10 protein-coding genes and 2 pseudogenes are annotated in these 19,916 nt (G+C 61.7%); 4 read left to right on the top strand and 8 right to left on the bottom strand.

Annotation, left to right across the window (positions count from 1 at the left end):
- Window positions 1-231: 231 nt before the first annotated feature.
- Window positions 232-1,935: a solute:sodium symporter family transporter gene (locus tag GC121_RS08430; RefSeq protein WP_151973856.1), complete on the top strand. Its 1,704-nt coding sequence runs from the start codon at window positions 232-234 to the stop codon at window positions 1,933-1,935.
- Between the two features lie 63 nt (window positions 1,936-1,998).
- Here GC121_RS08430 and glgX read toward each other — a convergent pair whose 3' ends face one another.
- From glgX to GC121_RS08400, 6 genes are read right to left on the bottom strand one after another with little or no spacing between them, the layout of a single operon-like run.
- Window positions 1,999-3,792 (bottom strand): glycogen debranching protein GlgX, encoded by a 1,794-nt coding sequence (gene glgX / locus GC121_RS08425; RefSeq protein WP_151973855.1) that lies wholly within the window; start codon window positions 3,790-3,792, stop codon window positions 1,999-2,001.
- Entirely contained in the window at window positions 3,789-5,420 is a 1,632-nt protein-coding gene (locus tag GC121_RS08420) for an alpha-D-glucose phosphate-specific phosphoglucomutase (protein WP_151973854.1), read from the bottom strand. Before GC121_RS08420 ends, glgX begins: the two co-directional genes overlap by 4 nt.
- A complete protein-coding gene (glgA, locus tag GC121_RS08415; protein WP_151975667.1) occupies window positions 5,417-6,871 on the bottom strand; it encodes a glycogen synthase GlgA in 1,455 nt (484 codons plus the stop codon). The genes GC121_RS08420 and glgA overlap by 4 nt, the downstream gene beginning before the upstream one ends.
- Window positions 6,872-6,873: 2 nt before the next feature.
- Window positions 6,874-8,136, bottom strand: coding sequence for a glucose-1-phosphate adenylyltransferase (gene glgC / locus GC121_RS08410; RefSeq protein ID WP_151973853.1), 1,263 nt, complete (start codon window positions 8,134-8,136; stop codon window positions 6,874-6,876).
- A gap of 37 nt (window positions 8,137-8,173) precedes the next feature.
- Window positions 8,174-10,327 (bottom strand): 1,4-alpha-glucan branching protein GlgB, encoded by a 2,154-nt coding sequence (gene glgB / locus GC121_RS08405; protein WP_151973852.1) that lies wholly within the window; start codon window positions 10,325-10,327, stop codon window positions 8,174-8,176.
- Window positions 10,328-10,332: 5 nt separating this feature from the next.
- Entirely contained in the window at window positions 10,333-12,744 is a 2,412-nt protein-coding gene (locus GC121_RS08400; protein WP_199857807.1) for a glycogen/starch/alpha-glucan phosphorylase, read from the bottom strand.
- 214 nt (window positions 12,745-12,958) lie between these two features.
- Here GC121_RS08400 and malQ point away from each other — a divergent pair, with 214 nt between their 5' ends.
- From malQ to GC121_RS08380, 3 genes and pseudogenes are all read left to right on the top strand, one after another.
- The gene (gene malQ / locus GC121_RS08395) at window positions 12,959-14,938 is read left to right on the top strand and encodes a 4-alpha-glucanotransferase (RefSeq protein WP_151973851.1); all 1,980 of its coding nucleotides are present in this window, start codon (window positions 12,959-12,961) and stop codon (window positions 14,936-14,938) included.
- A gap of 346 nt (window positions 14,939-15,284) precedes the next feature.
- Window positions 15,285-16,242 (top strand): annotated as a pseudogene (locus GC121_RS15865) (ParB N-terminal domain-containing protein); the annotation flags it as partial.
- Between the two features lie 738 nt (window positions 16,243-16,980).
- Window positions 16,981-17,199, top strand: a complete 219-nt coding sequence (locus tag GC121_RS08380) for a helix-turn-helix domain-containing protein (RefSeq protein WP_151973848.1) — start codon at window positions 16,981-16,983, stop codon at window positions 17,197-17,199.
- Window positions 17,200-17,534: 335 nt separating this feature from the next.
- Here GC121_RS08380 and GC121_RS15705 read toward each other — a convergent pair.
- Window positions 17,535-17,980 (bottom strand): annotated as a pseudogene (locus tag GC121_RS15705) (transposase).
- A 708-nt stretch (window positions 17,981-18,688) separates the two neighbouring features.
- Window positions 18,689-19,915, bottom strand: coding sequence for an NAD(P)/FAD-dependent oxidoreductase (locus GC121_RS08370; RefSeq protein WP_151973847.1), 1,227 nt, complete (start codon window positions 19,913-19,915; stop codon window positions 18,689-18,691).
- Between the last annotated feature and the right edge of the window lies 1 nt (window position 19,916).

Below are 19,916 nucleotides of genomic sequence, written 5' to 3'. Positions count from 1 at the left end.
GCAGCGATCTAGAAGAGCAAGTGATACGAACAGGACTTAGCTCGCCATCCGTAACAATGCCTAAGTAGCTTCACGGTTTGCGCAATCGAGGTTCCAACAAGCGCGGTCTTCGCGTTGTTGAAAGCAGGTCTGGCGGCTGTATGACGCGCAGAAATGGCAAACTCTGCGACACTGATTGGAGCCGAAAAAAGGGTATGTCCAACGCTGTCATAATGCGATAGCAATTGCGCCATGGGCGGATCGATCACATTCACACTCGTAACCTGCATCGCGGTGATGGCCGCCATTGCATGGATCAGCTGGCTGAAAACGCGCGGAGGAGCCGAGACGCGCGACGGATATTTTCTCGCCGGGCGCGGGTTGACGGCGGGGTTTATCGCCGGATCGCTGTTGCTGACGAACCTTTCGGCAGAACAGCTCATCGGCCTCAATGGCTCGGCCTATGGCTACAACCTGTCGAGCATGGCGTGGGAAGTGACCGCTGCGGTGGCGACAGTGGCGATGGCATTTCTGTTCCTGCCCAAATATCTCGCCGGTGCCTTCACCACCCTGCCCGAATTTCTTGCCGAACGCTTCGATGCGAGCGTCCGGCGGATGTCGGTGCTGCTTTTCATGCTCGGCTACGGCTTCGTCACCATTCCCTCGGTGCTCTATTCGGGGTCGCTGGCTGTGATGCGCTTCTTCGATGTGCCCGCCATGACTGGGCTCGACCTGTTCCCCGCGCTGGTGGCGACAGTGGTCGTGATCGGCGTGACGGGCGCGGCCTACGCCGTGTTCGGCGGGCTGCGCGCGGTGGCTGTGTCCGATACGCTAAACGGGATCGGCCTACTGGTGATAGGCTCGCTGGTGCCCATTCTCGGCCTGATCGCGCTGGGCGAAGGCAGCCTTGCCGAAGGGTTCAACCGCCTGCTGGTCGATCATCCGGAAAAACTGAACGCGATTGGCAGCGCGGATGATCCGACGCCATTCGGTACGATCTTTACCGGAATGATCTTCGCCAATCTGTTTTACTGGTGCACCAACCAGTATGTGATCCAGCGGGCGCTGGGCGCGCAGTCGCTCGCGGCGGGGCAGAAGGGCGTGCTCGCATCGGGCTTTTTCAAAGTGCTGGTGCCGTTCATGATGATGATCCCCGGGGTGATCGCCTTCCACCTCTACGGCCCCGGCTTCGCCTCGATTGACGAGGCCTATCCGCGACTGGTCGCCGATCTGCTGCCCGCCTATCTGGGCGGGATTTTCCTCGCTGTGCTGCTGGGCGCGGTGTTCAGCTCGTTCAACTCGCTGCTCAACAGCGCAGCGACACTGTTCACGCTCGACATTTACGCGCCCGCTTTGCGCAATCCGCCCAGCGATGCGCATCTGGTGCGGGTGGCAAAAATTGCGAGCGTCGTGATCGCGCTGTTTTCTTTCGCGGTCGCGCCCATGCTCTATTTTGCCGAGGAAGGGCTGTGGCAGGTGGTGCGCGTCTTCACCGGCTTCTACAACATCCCAACCGTCGTGATCGTGATCATCGGACTGTTCACCACGCGCGTTCCGGCGCTGGGAGCGAAGCTGGTGATCGTGTTCCACGTCATCACCTATGGTTTGCTGCGCTTCGTCTTCGATGATGTGGTGACGCTGCACTTCATCCACCAATATGCGGTGCTGTTCGTGCTCGAGATCGGCATCATGCTGGCGGCAGGATATTGGCGCCCGCGCGCCGAAGCCTATGTGCCGGCAGACCGGCACGCGGTCGATATGACAGAGTGGCGCTTTGCCCGCCCCACCGCATTTACCCTGCTGTCCTGCGTGGTGGGTCTCTATCTGGTGTTCTCGCCGATCGGATATGCCAGTGCAGACGGCCCGGGGACGACCTTCGCGGTGCTGATGGCGGCCCTGGCGGCGGCCAATGCGGCGGTCTGGGCAATGGCGTTGCGGCGGCGCGCGAGCGCCTGAGCACTTGGCGCAAAACGCGCATACATCATCCGCCAATCAGGTGCATTTGCTCTGGCAGGGCCATCATTTGCGCTTCCAAGCGGCAGATTTTGCCCTGCGCGACACCTCAAGGAAGTGCTCCGAATCTTCGTCGGCTGGATGAAACACAAAGCCGTCTGCTTCAGGCTCTTCCCAGTCCGCTATAGTCATTTCGCCGCCCGTTAGCCTCTGCCATATGCCGGGCTCGGGAAAGCGGTTCTGCGCGGCGTCGCGGCGCTGGCGGTCGCGCGCCAGACGTGCCACGAAGTCCTCCAGTTCGTGATCGCGCCCGGCCCAATCAACCCAGCCGGTGCGATTGTCTTGGCAATAGGCGTTGTTGTTGCCCGCTTGGCTGCGCCGAAACTCGTCACCGGCGGTGAGCATGATCGTGCCGGTCGAGGCGAACAGCGTGGCGAGCAGGGCGCGCTGATAGGCGCTTCGATGCGCTATGACTTCAGGATCGGTGGTTGGCCCCTCCACACCGCAGTTCCATGAGTGGTTTTCGCCATGGCCGTCCCGGTTGTCCTCTCCATTGGCGTGATTATGCCGCTCGGCATAGGAGACGGTATCGGCCAGCGTGAAGCCGTCATGCGCTGCGAGGAAATTGACGCTCCGGCAGTCACCTCCGAACAGGTCAGACGAACCGGCGAGCCGTGTGGCCAGCGCTCCGATCCCGCCGTCGCCGCGCCAGAACCGGCGCACATCGTCGCGAAAGAGATCATTCCATTCGAGCCAGCCGGGCGGGAATTGGCCCAGCTGGTAGCCTCCTGGCCCGATGTCCCACGGCTCGGCGATCAGTATGCGGTCGGCGAGCACGGGGTCGTCGGCCAGTTCGGCAAATATCGGTGCATCTTTCGAAAAGCCCGGCCCACGCGCCATGATCGTTGCCAGATCGAACCGGAAGCCGTCGATCCCGCAGCGGCGCACAAAGTGCCGCAGGGTTGCCAAGGTCAGCGCGCGAACGGCGGGATTGGCGAAATCGAGCGTGTTGCCGCAGCCTGTATCATTGATCAGCGTGCCATCAGCGGCATGGGCGTAGGCGGCATTGTCGAGCCCGCGCAGCGAAAGCACACCGCCTTGGCAATCGCTTTCGCCGGTGTGATTGAACACAAGGTCGAGGATCACGTCGATGCCTGCCTTGTGCAGCGCGGCCACGGTCTCGCGCAGTTCCGCGACCCCGCCGGGGCACAGGCCCGGATCGAGCGCCATCGGCACCACCGGGTTGTATCCCCAGGCATTGGTGAGGCCGATCGGCGGCAGGTGTCGCTCGTCAATCCAGGCCGTAACCGGCATCAGCTCGACTGCGCTGACCCGCAGCTTGCGCAAATGCGCCACCACCGCAGGGTGCGCCAGCGCCGCCACGGTGCCGCGCTGCGCTGCGGGAATGTCCGGATGGAGCATGGTAAAGCCGCGGACGTTGATTTCGTAAATCAGTCCGCCGCGCACAAAGCGCGGCTTGCGGCGCCGCACATTGGGCATGGCGCCGGGAACGAAAGCGCGCGGCACCAATGCCGCCGTATCCGCCCTATAGACGCCCAAGCTGGGGTGCTGGACGAAACGCCGGTCAAGCTCCAGCGCGTGCGGATCAACCAGCAGCTTTGCAGGATCAAACCACAGCCCGCGCTCGGGTGCCCATTCGCCCTCGGCGCGGTAGCCATAGCGTTGGCCAGCAAGATTTCCGGGAAGGTGGGCGAGCCAGTCATCGCCCTCACGCTGCATCGCAATGCGCGTTTCGGCCTCTCCATCAAACAGGCAGAGCCAGACTGCCAATGCGAGTGGCGAACGGACGGCGAAGTGCGTTTTGTTTTTGCCCGCTCGCGCGCCGTATTCGCGCGTCACGTCACGACGTCGGGTCTGGTGCGGCCGGTATAGTGCGCAATCCCGGCGATTGCCTCTGCCGCCGCGATTAGGCCGGTGAGCATATCCGGCGTGTCGCGATCAAGATCACCGCCTACGGGTTCGTAGCGTTCAAGATAGACCCGCAGCGTCGCGCCCTCGGTGCCGGTGCCGGAAAGGCGGAACACCACACGCGAACCGCCTGCGAACAACACCCGAATGCCCTGGTTGGCGCTGGTCGATCCGTCGACCGGATCGGTATAGGCAAAGCTGTCCGCTTCGCTAACGGTCAGCTCGCCGAAACGTTTGCCCGGCAAGCCGGGCAGCGATGCGATCAGCTGGCCCATCAAAGCATCAGCGCGTGCGGTCTCGATCGCTTCATAATCGTGGCGGGCGTAGTAATTGCGCCCGAACCTGGCCCAATGTTCGCGGGCGAGCGCATCAACGCCGATTTTCCGCACCACCAGAATGTTGAGCCATAGCAGCACGGCCCAGAGCCCGTCCTTTTCGCGAACGTGGTCAGAACCGGTTCCGGCGCTTTCTTCGCCGCAAATCGTCGCTTTGTCGCCATCGAGCAGCGTGCCGAAGAATTTCCATCCGGTCGGGGTCTCGAAACACGGCACGCCCAGCGCCTCTGCAACGCGGTCTGCGGCAGCACTTGTCGGCATGGAGCGGGCAATGCCCTTAAGCCCGCCCGCATAGCCCGGCGCAAGGTGGGCATTGGCGGCGAGCATCGCCAGGGAGTCCGAAGGCGTTACGAAGCGGTGCCTGCCAATAATCAGGTTGCGGTCGCCATCACCGTCCGAGGCTGCGCCGAAGTCGGGCGCATCGGGCGCCATCATCAGATCGTAGAGCGCTTTGGCATGGACCAGATTGGGATCGGGATGATCGCCGCCAAAGTCTTCCAGCGGCTGGCCATTGCGCACCGTTCCCGGCGCAAAGCCCAGCCGCCGTTCGAGGATTTCGGTCGCATAAGGGCCGGTCACCGCGCTCATGGCGTCGAAGGCCATGGTGAAGCCGCCTGCCACCGCCTGCCGGATCGCATCGAAATCGAACAGCTCCTCCATCAGCGCGGCATAGTCGGCAACCGGATCGATGACTTCGACCGCCATGCCGCCAACTTCGCAGCTGCCCAGCGTATCGAGATCGATGTCGGCTGCCTCGACCGCCATCCAGCGCTCGATGGTCTGTGTCCGGGCATAGATCGCTTCGGTCACCGCTTCGGGCGCGGGGCCGCCATTGGCGATGTTGTACTTGATCCCGAAATCTTCCTCGGGCCCGCCGGGATTGTGGCTGGCCGAGAGGATCAAGCCGCCGTTCGCGCCGTATTTGCGGATCACATGGCTGGCAGCAGGCGTAGACAAAATGCCGCCTTGGCCGACCAGAACCCGGCCATAGCCGTTGGCAGCCGCGATACGGATCGCAATCTGGATGACGGTGCGGTTGTGAAAGCGCCCGTCGCCGCCAATCACCAGCGTTGAACCAGCCGGAGCCCCGACCGCGTCAAACGTCGCCTGTATGAAGTTTTCGGCATAGTTGGGCTGCTGGAACACGCGGACTTTCTTGCGCAAGCCCGAAGTGCCCGGCTTTTGTCCGGCAATGGGCGTGGTAGCGTGGGTTATTGCCGTCATTGTGCACTCACCAATTCGCGATAAAGCTCGGCATAGGCGCTGCCGCTACTGTTCCATGAGAAATCGGCCTTCATGGCGTTGCGCTGGATCGCCCGCCACACGTCTGGCTGGTGATAGAGCGCCACTGTCCGGCTGACCGCTGCTGCAAGCGTGGGATAGTCGACTCCGGAGAACTGCACACCGGTTGCCGCACCCGCCGCGATTGCGGCAAGGTTGGCATCGATCACAGTGTCGGCCAGCCCGCCAGTCCGCGCCACCACCGGCACGCAGCCATAGGCCAAGCCATAAAGTTGTGTCAGCCCGCAGGGTTCGAACCGGCTCGGCACGAGGATAGCATCGCCGCCGCCCTGCATACGGTGCGACAGGCCTTCGTCATAACCGATGCGCACGCCGATCCGGCCGGGATGGCGCGCTGCGGCGGCGGCGAGTTCGGCCTCCATCGCGCGGTCGCCCGAACCCAGCAGGGCCAGCCTGCCGCCGATCCCCACCAGATGGTCAAGCACTTCGAGCAGCACGTCCATGCCCTTTTGCCAGGTCAGGCGGCTGACGACGATGAACAGCGGGCCATCGCCCGGCTCCAGCCCGAATTCTTCTTCGAGTGCGCGCTTGTTGGCGGCACGTTTGCCAAGGGATCGCGCGGTAAAATTCGCGGGAAGCTGCGCGTCATGGGCCGGGTTCCACTCGGCGTGGTCGATGCCGTTGACGATCCCGCGCACGCGGTCACCGCGGCTGACGACAAGCCCTTCCAAGCCCATGCCGAATTCGGCGCTCCGAATCTCGCGGGCGTAGGTCGGGCTGACCGTGGTGATGACACTCGCCGCTTCCATCCCCGCTTTGAGAAAGCTGACGCCCTTGTGATACTCGACCCCGTCGATCGCCCAAGCCCGCTTTGGCAGGCCCAGATACTTGAACACCTCGCGCGCATAATAGCCTTGAAAGGCCATGTTATGAACGGTCATCACCGAAGGCACGGGCGCGCTTCCGGCAACAGGCGCGAAGCGCAGATAGGCAGGCGCCATCCCGGCCTGCCAGTCATGCGCGTGGAGCAGATCGAACTTTGGCAGTTTGACCATCCCGCCGACAACGTCCGCCGCGGCCCGGCCCAGCGCGGCAAAGCGGCGCCAATTGTCGTCCCAGTCCTTGCCTGCCGGATCGCCATAGAGGCCGCCTTCGCGGGCATAGAACCCGGGCGCGTCGAGCACGATCATTGGATGATCGCCGAGCTTGCTGGAAAGCAGCCGCGCCGGTTCGCCCAGCAGGCTGTCATAGGTGTGCAGCACCTTGCCGCGCTTGACCGTCCGCATCACCGCCGGATAGCCCGGGAGCAGCGTTGTCAATCGCACCCCATGTGGCGCGAGCGCGGCAGGGAGCGCGCCCGCGACATCGGCCAGCCCGCCAGTCTTGACCAAAGGCACCGCTTCGGAAGCGACCGAGAGGACGTTGAGCGCCATCGTCAGGCCTTGAGTTGCTCGATCATGGCGCGGGTGATCAGGCATACGCCGCTCTCGCTGCGGCGGAACCGCTTGGCATCGAGCTCCGGATCTTCGCCGACCACCATACCCTCGGGGATGCGAACCCCCGAGTCGAGGATGACCCGGTTGAGGCGCGCACCGCGACCAATGTTGCAGTGCGGCAGGATCACCGCCTCATTGACACTGGAAAAGCTGCCCATCTTGACGCCGGTAAACAGCAAGCTGCGCTGCGCCACCGCGCCCGAAACGATACAATCCTGACTGATCAGCGAGGAGATCGCGTGGCCTCTGCGGCCCTCCTCGTCATGGACGAACTTGGCCGGAGCTGCGACGATCTGGTCAGTCCAGATCGGCCAATCGCGATCGTACAGATTGAGTTTGGGGACGGTGTCGGTCAGATCAAGATTGGCATCGAAATAGGCGTCAAGCGTTCCGACATCGCGCCAGTATTCCTCGATCTGCTCGGCAGCGCGGACGCAACTGTCGGTGAACCGGTGGGCCACCGCCTTGCCGTGCTTGACGATGTAGGGGATGATGTCGCCGCCGAAATCGCGTTTTGACCCCGGCGTGGCTGCATCGCGGCGCAGCTGTTCGAACAGGAAGGCGGTCTCGAAAACGTAGATCCCCATCGAAGCAAGGGCATGGTCGGGATCGCCGGGAATGGCGGGCGGGTCCGCAGGCTTTTCGACAAAATCTGTGATCACACCCTTCTTGTCGACCGCCATCACGCCGAAGCCAGTCGCTTCTTCGCGCGGCACGACAAGGCAGCCCACCGTCACATCCGCGCCCGAATTGACGTGCTGTTGCAGCATCAGCTCGTAATCCATCTTGTAGATGTGATCGCCCGCCAGAATGACCATGTATTTGGGCATATGCGACTGGATGATATCGATGTTCTGGTACACCGCATCCGCTGTGCCTTCGTACCAAAGCTGCTCAGAAATGCGCTGCGAGGCGGGCAGGATGTCGAAACTTTCATTGCGTTCGGGCCGCATGAAGTTCCAGGCGCGGTTCATATGCCGGATCAGCGAGTGCGCCTTGTACTGGGTGGCGACGCCGATACGGCGAATGCCCGAATTGATCGCGTTTGACAGGGCGAAATCGATAATCCGCGACATCCCGCCGAAATAGACGGCCGGTTTGGCCCGGCGGTCCGTCAATTCGAGCAGGCGGCTTCCGCGCCCGCCTGCCAGAACATAGGCCATTGCATCACGCGCCAGCGGCGATTGTCGTATCTCGACCATACCTACTCTCTCCCGGTTCACGCCATTCTGGCGTTTGTTATCCTGCAAATTCGAACATCACCGTTGCGAGCGGCGGCAGCACGATTTGCGCTGCGCCATGCTCTACCTTGATCGCGCCAAGGTTCCCCTGGCCGCTGCCGCCATAAATCTCCGCATCGCTGTTGAGCACTTCGCGCCACGTCCCATCGCAGGGCAATGGCAACCGGTAGTGGCTGTGGAGCGCCGGCGTCATATTGCTGACGACCGCAATCGGCGGCGCGCCGGGGGCCTTGCGGAGCCACGCGAAGACCGAGGCAGAAGCATCATCAACCACCAGCCATTCGAAGCCCTCTGCCTCGCAGTCGCGTGCATGGAGCGCCGGCTTTTCGCGATAGAGGTGATTGAGATCCTGCACCAAGCGGCTCACGCCCGCGTGTGCGGGGCTATCCAACAGTTCCCAGTCGAGCGCGCGTTCCTCACTCCATTCGCGGCGCTGGGCAAATTCCTGTCCCATAAACAGCAGCTTCTTGCCAGGATAGCCCCACATCAGCCCATAGTAAGCGCGCAGATTGGCGAATTTCTGCCAGTCGTCCCCGCTCATCTTGCTGAGCAGCGAGCCCTTTCCATGAACGACTTCGTCATGGCTGAGCGGCAGGACGAAATTTTCGCTGAAGGCATAAACCAGCCCGAACGTGATCTCGTCGTGATGGAATTTCCGGTGCACCGGATCACGCGCCATATATTGCAGCGTGTCATGCATGAAACCCATGTTCCACTTGAACCCGAAACCAAGACCGTCTTCATGCACCGGCTTGGAGACTCCGGGCCATGAGGTCGATTCCTCGGCAATCGTCACAATCCCGGCGTGGCTGCCATACAGCGCCGTGTTCATCTGCCGCAGGAAATCGACCGCTTCCCAGTTTTCACGGCCGCCTTGCGCGTTGGGAATCCATTCCCCGTCCTTGCGGCTGTAATCGCGGTAAAGCATCGAGGCGACCGCATCGACGCGCAGTCCATCGACATGGTAGTGCTCGGCCCAGAACAGTGCGTTGTTGACAAGGAAGCTGGCCACTTCGCGCCGCCCGAAATTGTAAATCGCCGTGTTCCAGTCGGGATGAAAGCCGAGCCGGGGATCTTCGTGTTCGTAAAGCGCAGTGCCATCGAACAGGGCCAGCCCGTGTTCGTCGACGGGAAAGTGCGCCGGAACCCAGTCGATCAGCACCGAAATCCCCGCGCGGTGCGCACCGTCGATGAACCGCGCGAACCCGTCAGGCCCGCCAAACCGCGCTGACGGAGCGTATAGCCCGGTGGTCTGATAACCCCAGCTCGGATCGTAGGGATGCTCGCTGACCGGGAGGAACTCGATATGGGTGAAGCCCATCTTAGCCGCATAGGGGATCAGCGTCTCGGCCATGGTGTCCCACGTCTGGAACCAGCCATTCTCGTCGCGCTGCCACGATCCGGGGTGAACCTCGTAAATCGACATGGGCTCGCGGCGGGCGTCGGCACTGGCCCAATGCGCGCGGTGCGCGGCGTCGCCCCAATCGGGCTTGGCTGGCTGCTCGGTTACCGATGCGGTGGCGGGGCGCAGTTCGGCGGCGAAGGCATAGGGATCGGCCTTGAGCGGCAGCACAGTGCCATCGGCTGCAACAATCCTGAACTTGTAGGCCCGACCGGCGCCGATATCCGGAATGAAGATCTCCCACACCCCGATATCGACGCGCAGACGCATCGGGTGGCGGCGATGATCCCAATCGTTGAAGTCACCGACCAGGCTGACGAGCCTGGCATTGGGTGCCCAGACGGCGAAGTGGACGCCGCTCGCGCCCTGATGCTCGATCAGATGCGCCCCAAGTTTGTCGAACAGGCGCAGATGCGTGCCTTCGGCGATCAGGAAATCGTCGGTCGGGCCCAGCACCGGGCCGAAGCTGTAGGCATCGGTCACCCACCATTCGTGCGTGCCTGCAGTGCAGCGGTATTTGACCGGTTGGCGGGCACCTTTGACCTTGCCTTCGAACAGGCCGCGATCATCGCTGCGCTTCAGCTTGCCCAGCTTCTTGCCCGAGAGGTCATGCGCCTCTGCGGTTTCTGCCCCGGGCAACACCGCCCGGGCGAAAGAACCGTCCGGCCCGTCGTGAACGCCAAGCAGCGAGAAGGGGTCGGCGTGGGTCCCTTCCAGCAACGCAGCAATAGCCTCTCCCGATGGCTTCATGAGCCTCAGACTTTCCAGATATCCTTCGCATATTCCGCGATGGTGCGGTCGGACGAAAACCAGCCGACATTGGCGATGTTGTGTATTGCGCTCTTGCGCCAGCCTTGCTGGTCGCGCCAGCGACGCTCGACGTCGCGCTGCGCGGCGGCGTAGCTTTCGAAATCGGCGGCGAGCATGAACCAGTCGCTGTTGTAGAGCCCGTCCATCAAGCCGGTGTAGCGATGCGGGTCGTCTGGCGAGAATACGCCCAAAGAAATCGCCTCCACCGCCTGGTGCAGCTCGCGGTTGCCTTCGATCAGCGCGCGCGGGTCATAACCGTTCGCCCGCTGCGCGGCGACTTCATCCGCAGTCAGGCCGAAGATCACGATATTCTCGTCTCCGACACGATCCTTGATTTCGATATTGGCCCCGTCGAGCGTGCCGATCGTCAGCGCGCCGTTCAAGGCGAACTTCATATTGCCCGTGCCCGAGGCTTCCATCCCGGCGGTCGAAATCTGTTCGGACAGGTCAGCGGCCGGAATGATCCGCTCGGCCAGACTGACATTGTAATTGGGGACGAACACCACTTTGAGCACGCCGCCAACCGACGGGTCGGCGTTGATCCGCCGCGCGATGTCGTTGGCCAGTTTGATGATCAGCTTGGCGTTGTGATAGCTCGACGCTGCCTTGCCGCCGAAAATTTTCACCCGCGGCACCCAATCGCGCTCCGGGTGGCTGCGGATCTGGTCATAGAGCGCGACGGTCTCGACAAGGTTGAGCAGTTGCCGCTTGTATTCGTGAATGCGTTTGACTTGAACATCGAACAGAGCGTCGGGGTTCAGGCGGATGCCCGTGAGGTCTTTCAAATGGGCGGCAAGCGCCACCTTGTTGGCACGCTTCACCTCGGCAATACGTTCACCGAGAATTGCGTCACCCGCCACCGCGTTGAGCGCAACAAGCTGCTCTGCATCGTCGAGGAAGGCATCGCCAATCGCATCGCGCAGCGTTGCCGTCAGCCCGGGATTGCACTGTTGCAGCCAGCGGCGCGGCGTAACGCCGTTGGTCTTGTTGTTGATCTTGCCGGGGTACAGCTTGTGCAGGCTGGAAAACACCGTGCTTTTCATCAGATCGGTGTGCAGCGCCGCAACCCCGTTGACGCTATGCGCGCCGGCAAAGGCAAGGTTGGCCATCCGCACCCGGCGGTCTCCACCTTCGTCGATCAGCGAGATCGCCGAGACCTCGGCGTCATCCATGCCGATTTTGCGCGCTTCACGCAGCACGCGGGAATTGATCGCATAGATGATCTGCATATGGCGCGGCAGCAGCCGCTCGAACAGCGGCAGCGGCCAGGATTCGAGCGCTTCAGGCAGCAGGGTATGGTTGGTGTAGCCGACGGTCCGCTGCGTAATATCCCATGCCTCATCATACCCCAGCGCATGAATGTCGATCAGGATGCGCATGATCTCAGCCACGGCGACAGCCGGGTGCGTATCGTTGAGCTGGATCGCCGCCTTGTCTGGCAAAGTGCGGACATCGCCGTGATGCTGCATATGGCGGCGGAAAATGTCCTGGATTGAAGCCGACGTGAAAAAGTATTCCTGCCGCAGCCGCAGTTCCTGCCCGGCCGGACTGGAGTCCGCCGGATACAGCACCCGCACCAGACTGTCCGCGCGCATCTGGTCAGCCAGCGCGCCAAGGTGATCGCCCGCGTTGAACGCATCGAGCCGGATCGGATCGAGCGCACTGGCGCTCCACAGCCGCAGCGTATTGACCCGCTTCCCGCGCCAACCGACGACCGGGGTATCAAACGCCGTGGCTTCAACCTGCTCGGCGGGCCGCCATGCCACAGCGTCACCATCGGCGATGACCTCGCCGCCATAGCCGATCCTGTAGGAACTCTCGCGCCGTTCGAATTCCCACGGGTTACCATGTGCCAGCCAGGTTTCCGGCAGTTCCACCTGCCAGCCATCGTCTACGCGCTGGCGGAACATCCCGTTCACATAACGGATGCCGTATCCGTAAGCGGGGATATCGAGGCTGGCGAGGCTTTCCATAAAACATGCAGCCAGACGGCCAAGCCCGCCATTACCCAGAGCAGCGTCAGGCTCCAGCTCTTCCAAGGCGGATAGATCGAGCCCGTGCCCCCGCAGCGCCTGTTCCATCTCGCGCACCAGCCCGAGATTGGTCATGGCATCGCGAAGCAGGCGACCGATCAGGAATTCAAGGCTGAGGTAATAGACCCGCTTACCATCAGCCTCGTAGGTCTTGCGGGTCGATTCCATCCAGCGATCGATCACATCGTCGCGGAGCGCCAATACGGCGGCGTTAAACCAGTCATGCGGTTTGGCAGCGCGCTCGTCTTTACCGACCCGGTGCCTTAGAACGTCAAGAATTCGCGCTTCGAGCAGTTCGGCCTCGGGATTGGGACTGATTTGCACGAACCACAGACTCCTGGACACGATTGGCACGGCGAGCCGAAGGCGGCCCCCGCAGATTTCAGGCTTGATTTGGATTACCCTTGCCCTGCCGCAGACTAGTCTGTGTGCCGTGCGGATAGCAACCGCAGATTTGTCTATGCCTTCGTATTCATGCCCGCATTTGGCGCGCCAGACGGTTGCCAAACCCTAGGCTGGGCGGGATGTTGATGGCGCTATGGCCAAAGCGACGAATCCCGAATTGCACGAACTGGCGGCGGCGGCGGGTCTCGCGCGCCACTGGCGGGATGTCGATGGATGCGATCAGCAGGTTGACGACGATGCATTGACCGCCATTCTGGATGCGCTGGGCCATGAGACCACGAGCACACGCCAGATCAAGGCGAGCCTTGCACGGCTTGCCGAGCGCGGTAACGGCCTTCCGCCCATGGTGGTAACCGATGCGGGATTGCCGACACCTATGCACACACGCGCGATCAGCGCCGAGCTAACGGACGAAGACGGCACGCGCGAAGTGCTGCCCATCACGGACGGCCAGTTGGCCCCTATCTTCAAGCCCGGCTATTACGACATGGCCATTGATCGCCAGCACCTCCGTCTGGCAGTCGCGCCGCGCCAGTGCCCGCTACCCACCGGCGATGGGCGGCGCTTTTGGGGCACCTCGATCCAGATCCCGGCTTTGCGCGGAGAGGGAGCGCAAGCCTTCGGCGGATTTGGCGAACTGGCAGGTGCCGTCCAAACGCTTGGCCGTCTGGGCTGCGGTGCCGTGGCGATCAATCCGGTGCACGCCCTGTTTCCGGGGGTGGGCGAGGATTTCAGCCCCTACTCGCCTTCCAGCCGGACTTTCCTCAACACGGCGATGGGCGATCCGGCGCTTCTGGGTCTGCCGCCCCTCGACAGCAGCCCGCAAACCGCAGAACTCATCGACTGGCCCAAGGCCATGCCAGGCCGGCTCGCCGCGCTGCGCAAGAGCTTTGCCGCTCTCGGCGCGGACAAGCGTGCGTTGATAAAAGCGGCGAGCGCGGACGAAGGCCCGGCCTTGCACCGGCACGCGCTGTTCGACGCGCTCTATTGCCACTTCCGCGCCCTTGGCAGCGCCGACTGGCGCGCATGGCCGGCGGAGTACAGGAGTCCTGACAGCGCGGCGGTGCAACGTTTCGCGTCGGAAAACAGCGAGGAAGTGGCAATCCACCTCTACGCGCAGTGGCTGGCCCGCGAAGGACTGGACACAGCGCAGCGCGAAGCGACCGCCGCAGGCATGGCGATAGGCCTCGTCACCGACCTTGCCGTTGGCGTGCATTGCGGCGGCAGCGATTGCTGGTCGATGCCTGATACCATGTTGCAGGGCCTCACGATCGGCGCTCCGCCGGATCCGTTAGGGCCGCTCGGGCAGAACTGGTCGATCACGGGGTTTTCCCCCGACGGCCTGCGTAGCAGCGGCTATTCCCCGTGGATCGCCATGCTGAGATCGGCGCTGCGCAGCGCAGGCGGTCTGCGGATCGACCATGCATTTGGCCTTGCGCGTCTGTGGGTCATTCCCGCTGGCGGCAGTTCGGCGCAGGGCGCCTATCTCAGCTATCCGTTTCACGATCTCTTGCGTCTGGTCACACTCGAAGCCCACCGCGCTTCAGCGCTGATCATCGCCGAGGATCTGGGCACCAGTCCGCATGGGTTCACCGAGGCCGTTTCCGAGCGCAACATGCTGGGAATGCGGGTCCTGTGGTTTGAGCGCGCCGCCGATAACGGTTTCATCGGCGCAAGCGATTATCCGGCCAACAGCGTGGCAATGACCGGAACGCACGATACGCCGACGGTCGCCGGATGGTGGCGCGGACGCGATCTTGATTGGGCCGACACGCTCGGTCGTCTGCCCGACGATGTTGACCGTCAGAAGGCCGAAGAGATTCGGGACTGGGACCGGGGACTTTTGTGGTCGACAATGGCCGAGGGGCCGCGGCCAGCCCCTGATGATCCCGAACCTGTTGTTATTGCAGCCCTCGATCATGTCGCCAAAACGCCCGCCTTGCTCGCCATCGCGCCGCTGGAGGACTTGCTGGCAGAGGCCGAACAGCCCAATCTGCCGGGTACCACAACCGAACATCCCAATTGGCGTCGCAGACTGTCCGCCCCGCTCGATGAACTCCTGCAAGAACCGCAAGTATCGGCACGGGTGGCAGCGATAGCCAACCGAAATTGATGCATGGCCTCGGGTGCTTGGCGGAGCAGTCGGTCTGCTGCGAACCGCTCTCTGCGTAATTTTCCCATGTCCGTGGGAAAGTAGTGGGAAAACCGGCTAGTCCGGCACGTGATGAGGCGTTCCGGGAAGACGCAAGCCGCAGATTTCCGTGCTTTGTCGGCCGTTTCCCATGTTTGGGTTGCTGGGAAGATTGACGCCCTTGCCGGGAAGTCCCCGAGTTTCTCATGGCAATCGAGCAAGTTTCGGGTTGCCTCTTCCCAGACTGTTCTGTATTTGATCTGACGTCCAAAGACGCAAACCCACCACAGAAAACGTGATTGAAACGCTTTTCGAAAGGTGGCTTGCTATGCCCAAATCAAATTTCCCGCAGTTTACCGAGCTGAGCATCCGGTGGTGCTCGGTTGATGATCTTAAGCCGTATTCGGACAACCCCCGGACGCACTCGCGCGCTCAAATCCGGAAACTGCAAAGAAGCCTCGAGACCAGGGGCTGGACCAACCCCCTGCTTATCGATGATGGTGGCAACCTGCTTGCCGGCCACGGACGCCTTGAAGCAGCTATCCAGAGCGGTGAGACCCACGTTCCAGTAATCAGCCTGGGGCAGATGAGCGAGGCTGAAAGGCGGGCCTATATCATCGCAGACAACAAGCTCGCTGAGGCCGCCGGCTGGTCAAAGGAACTGCTGCGCTCGGAACTCTCGGGTCTGATCGAGCTCGGCTACGATGTTGAGCTCACAGGGTTCGACACGTTCGAGATCGATGGCCTTCTCTCATTCGATGATGACGTTGTCGACGAAGACAGCGTCGAACTGCTTGATGACAAGGCCGTTCCGGTGTGTCGCACCGGCGACCGCTGGTCAATTGGTGATCACAAGCTTGCAGTCGGTGACTGCCGCAACAGCGAATTGATCGCCGGGTTACTGGATGGCGAACTCGTCCGGATGGTCCTGACCGATCCGCCTTATGGGTGCCGTATCAAGAACAACGTCTCGGGCAATGGCAGGGTCAAACACGATGACTTCCTGGCGGGGGCAGGTGATGTCCCACTCCCCGAGTTCGGCGCTACACTGATCCGTCCAGCGTTTGCTGCTGTGGCACCGCATTGTCTTGCAGGTGCCCTCTGTTATGTGTTCACCGATTGGCGGGCGGCACCTTACATGTTCGCGGCAGCCGATGGGATATTTCTTGAAACAAAGAACCTGATCGTCTGGGTCAAGGATCCGGGCATGGGCAACTTCTACCGCTCTGCCCACGAACTCTGCTACGTCTTCAAGGTCAGCGCAGGCGATCACACCAGCAATATCGNGCGCCGCTGGCCGATCCGACATACCCTGCATTGCGGGCCCGGTCGTGAATGAAATACACCCCGCGCCACTGCGCAAGCGCCGCCTTCCACGAGGATGGCATGCTGCCAAGCTCGGCCCATGACAGGACAATGTCGCGCCAGTCGGGAACAGCAACGGTGAAGAGATTGTCGGTAGCGATCGAGGATACCGGAATGGCGCCCCGCCCTCCCCAGCGCCACCACTGCTGGTAGGGCGGCGGCCAGGTAACCGAGAGCCTGCCGATCCAGTCATCATGGAAAGGCTTTGGTTGCAGATCAAATGCGAGGCAGTCGGGCATGTCTTCGCGGCGACCCGTCATTCCCAGTTTTTCGAGCTCGGCATTGCCAGGGAATGTTCGGTACCCCTCATGATCGAGCACCTCCCAATCGCCGATGGTGTAGAAGCCTGCAAATGTGGCCGATGCAGCTTCAAGGCCAATGAACGAAGCGATATGGCTTGCCCGCGCCATTGCCTTCTCGAAACTGGCCCACTGGATCCGCTGGTACGCCAGCCAGAGATCAGGGCGCTCCACCACCAGCCATGGGAGCACACGCGTCAGATCCTTCTCAACGGGCGCATGGCGGACGATCAGAGTGGTGACAGGATCGTAGCCAGCCAGTTCGAGCAGGCTATTGAGGTCGAGCGACCGGGTTCGATCATGCGAATACACACTATAGTTGATAAATAAGACCGCGGCACATCGCCAATGGTTTCTGGCATGGATATGCGGAAACTTGTTGGCGATAACTGTGCCCGGCTCCGCAAGGCAAAAGGGTGGACACAGGAACAGCTCGCCGAGCGCTCGGGGTTCTCCCAGCAATATCTCTCCGATCTGGAGCGCGGTGAGCGTAACCCGACCATCGTGACCATCTATGAGATCGCCCAAGCGCTGGACGTGTCGCATATCGAGCTCGTGGCACCGGCAGACGACGGGTAGTGCCGACGGCGCCATTTTCCGCCTGCAGATGACTTGTCGTCGCCGCACCCTGTGATCGCGTTAAGTCGGGCTTTGATCTCTCCTGTTGCCCTCGCGAGCATCAGCGCTGCGTGGTTCCACCTTCCGGACACAGGGCCGGGTTCGCAAGCGCCTCACGCGCTACGTCCATGCACAATTGTGATCGTGAAGGCCGATAGCGTGTGTTCGAACCTACTGAGCATTGTGAGATGGCAAAGCGATGACTCCTGTGTGCGCTACTTACTCCGGCGGTCGGCGGCGCATGGTGGATTGAGGGTGCTGTCAGTCTAACCGCAACGTGTCTCTGGTCGGCGCAGCTATCCCTTACCCGCTGTGAGATCAGGCCATAACATTCTGCCAGTGAGCCAGTGCGGCTGAGCGGGGTTCTTGTAGGCTTCTCTGTCGATCAGGTGGCGTTCGAGGTTGAGGTGGTTGTGGACGTTGGCATGGACCGATGCGAACTTCTGTAGCGATCGCATCTGCCGGAACCGCAGCATTGCCCGCTCTCGTCGTCGGAACGGCAGGTGGCTGTTCTCCACCCGGTTGTTGGCCCAGAGCATCACCTCCTGCATGTCGGGGTTCCCGAGCTCGGTCATTGCCGCCCTGTAGGAACGCAGCCCATCGGTGGTGATTGTCTCAGGTGAGCCGTGACGTTCAGCGCCTTCTTCATGAAGCTCAGCGCTGCCTGCTTGTCCCTTGTCTTGGTGACATAGCTCTCCAGCACCTCGCCTTCCTGGTCGACTGCTCGCCACAGGTAATGCATCTCGCCGTTGATCTTTACGTAGACCTCGTCGAGGTGCCATCTCCACTGCCTGAAGCCCTTCATCCGGCTCACCCGCTGGCGGCGAACATCGGCAGCAAACAGCGGGCCGAACCAGTTCCATCAATACCGCACAGTCTCGTGGCAGATGTCGATCCCGCGCTCGGCAAGCAGGTCTTCAGCATACCGCAGGATCAGCGGGAGGCGGACATACAGCATCACAACCAGGCGGATGATCTCTGGAGACGAGTGGAAATAGCGGAGCGGGCTGGCTAGCTTTAGCGGGCGTAGCTTTCCACCCCCCATTGCTCCAGTTGCGCCACTTGTCCATTTGCTCTGACAGGGCCCGGCTGGCCCGATCAGCACGAGATGTTCGGTTTCTAAGCCAACAACCAAACACTCATCCCGTGCCGCCCAGATGGCGAGGAGAGAAACTCTCCATTCCGGCGCGCAATCAAGGTTTTCCCAGGTTCTCTACGGTACCGAAATGGGCGCGGAATGAAGCAATTCTGCAGGATTTTAGCGGCCCATCTTATTACTTTATATCAATGTTTTAAGTAGTAGCAGCGCGGGGGGGGAGTCTCGAAAAGGTCACCTAACACACTGTTTCAGAAATGCCTGTTTGAATTCCAAATAAATTTCGGCCACCCTTGTTGCCCCCAATAGACTTTAGCAGCTGGATCTGCCGAGGCGCTCTGGCGTGGATCACGTTCATACACAGTGCTTTAGTTGATGATCGGCATTCCGCAGAAGTTCAGGCGCGACTTCTGCGCGCGCTTCCACCAGCTTGCGGCCTTGGACGTAGTCCTTCATCGCATTGACGCAGTCGAGTGCAACGACCTTGCCTGCCTTTAGATAGATTACCGAGAAGCTGCGGGTAGCGGGATCGCCGCGCAGCACAGTCTGGTCATGGCCGACAGAAAGACCAACCGTCTGGAGCTTCAAGTCATACTGGTTGGACCAAAACCATGGTGTGGCCTCGTAAGGCACCGGATTGCCACAAATATCCCTGGCTGCCGTGTTCGCCATGTCATTCGCGTTCTGCACGCTTTCCAGCCGGATCATCGCGCCTTCGGCAAAGCTGTTGGCGTGAAGCGCAAGGTCGCCGATTGCATGTACATGCGGCAGGCTGGAGCGGCAAAATTCGTCTACGGCCACGCCGTTTGGTGCATTGGCCCCAGCATCCACAAGGACACCCACCGCAGGAACGATTCCGATCCCAACGATCACGATATCGCAAGCGATGACTTCGCCGTCTGCTAGCTTGACGCCAGTGACCCGGCTGCCGTCGCCCTCAATGCAATCGACCAGAGCGCCGAGTCGCAGGTCCACACCCTGGCGACGGTGTTCGTTCTCAAAGAAGCGGGACAGTTCCTCGCCGGCGACGCGTGCGAGGACGCGATCCAGCGCCTCGAGCAGAACGACATCGCAGCCGAGCTTGCGCAACACCGCCGCAGCTTCAAGGCCGATATAGCCGCCCCCGATTACGACCGCCCGCCTCGCGCCATTGTCAAGCTGGCATATAATGGCGTCGACATCGGATTTGTCGCGCACGGCATGCACACCAGCCAGCTCGGCGCCAGAGCAAGTAAGCTTTCGCGGCGACCCCCCGGCTGCCCAGATCAGTTCGCTGTATTCCAGCATGCGACCATCATGCAGAGAAATGATCTTCGCCTGCGCATCTATGACCACCACTTCGCTTTCGAGCAGCAAATCGATCTGCTTGTCTTCCCAGAATTTTGCCGGGCGGATCAGTATGCGTTCGAACTCCTTTTCCCGCGCGAGGTATTCCTTGCTCAGCGGCGGACGCTCGTAAGGCGGCTCCTTGTCGCGGCCGACCATCGCGATGCTGCCCGTAAACCCGTTCTGGCGCAGCGCCAGCGCAGCCTGTGCTCCGCCATGTCCGGTGCCGACGACAATGGCGTCGTAGTGCTCCATG

It is taken from the genome of Erythrobacter sp. EC-HK427 (genome assembly GCF_902498745.1).
GTDB lineage: Bacteria > Pseudomonadota > Alphaproteobacteria > Sphingomonadales > Sphingomonadaceae > Alteraurantiacibacter.
The sequence above is the reverse complement of the archived record's forward strand: the minus strand, read 5'-3'. Positions and strand labels throughout refer to the sequence as shown.

Coding starts and splice junctions, on each gene's coding strand:
- GC121_RS08430 (WP_151973856.1), top strand. CDS start 232: ATGGGCGGATCGATCACATTCACACTCGTAACCTGCATCGCGGTGATG.
- GC121_RS08420 (WP_151973854.1), bottom strand. CDS start 5,420: ATGACGGCAATAACCCACGCTACCACGCCCATTGCCGGACAAAAGCCG.
- glgA (WP_151975667.1), bottom strand. CDS start 6,871: ATGGCGCTCAACGTCCTCTCGGTCGCTTCCGAAGCGGTGCCTTTGGTC.
- glgC (WP_151973853.1), bottom strand. CDS start 8,136: ATGGTCGAGATACGACAATCGCCGCTGGCGCGTGATGCAATGGCCTAT.
- glgB (WP_151973852.1), bottom strand. CDS start 10,327: ATGAAGCCATCGGGAGAGGCTATTGCTGCGTTGCTGGAAGGGACCCAC.
- malQ (WP_151973851.1), top strand. CDS start 12,959: ATGGCCAAAGCGACGAATCCCGAATTGCACGAACTGGCGGCGGCGGCG.
- GC121_RS08380 (WP_151973848.1), top strand. CDS start 16,981: ATGGATATGCGGAAACTTGTTGGCGATAACTGTGCCCGGCTCCGCAAG.
- GC121_RS08370 (WP_151973847.1), bottom strand. CDS start 19,915: ATGGAGCACTACGACGCCATTGTCGTCGGCACCGGACATGGCGGAGCA.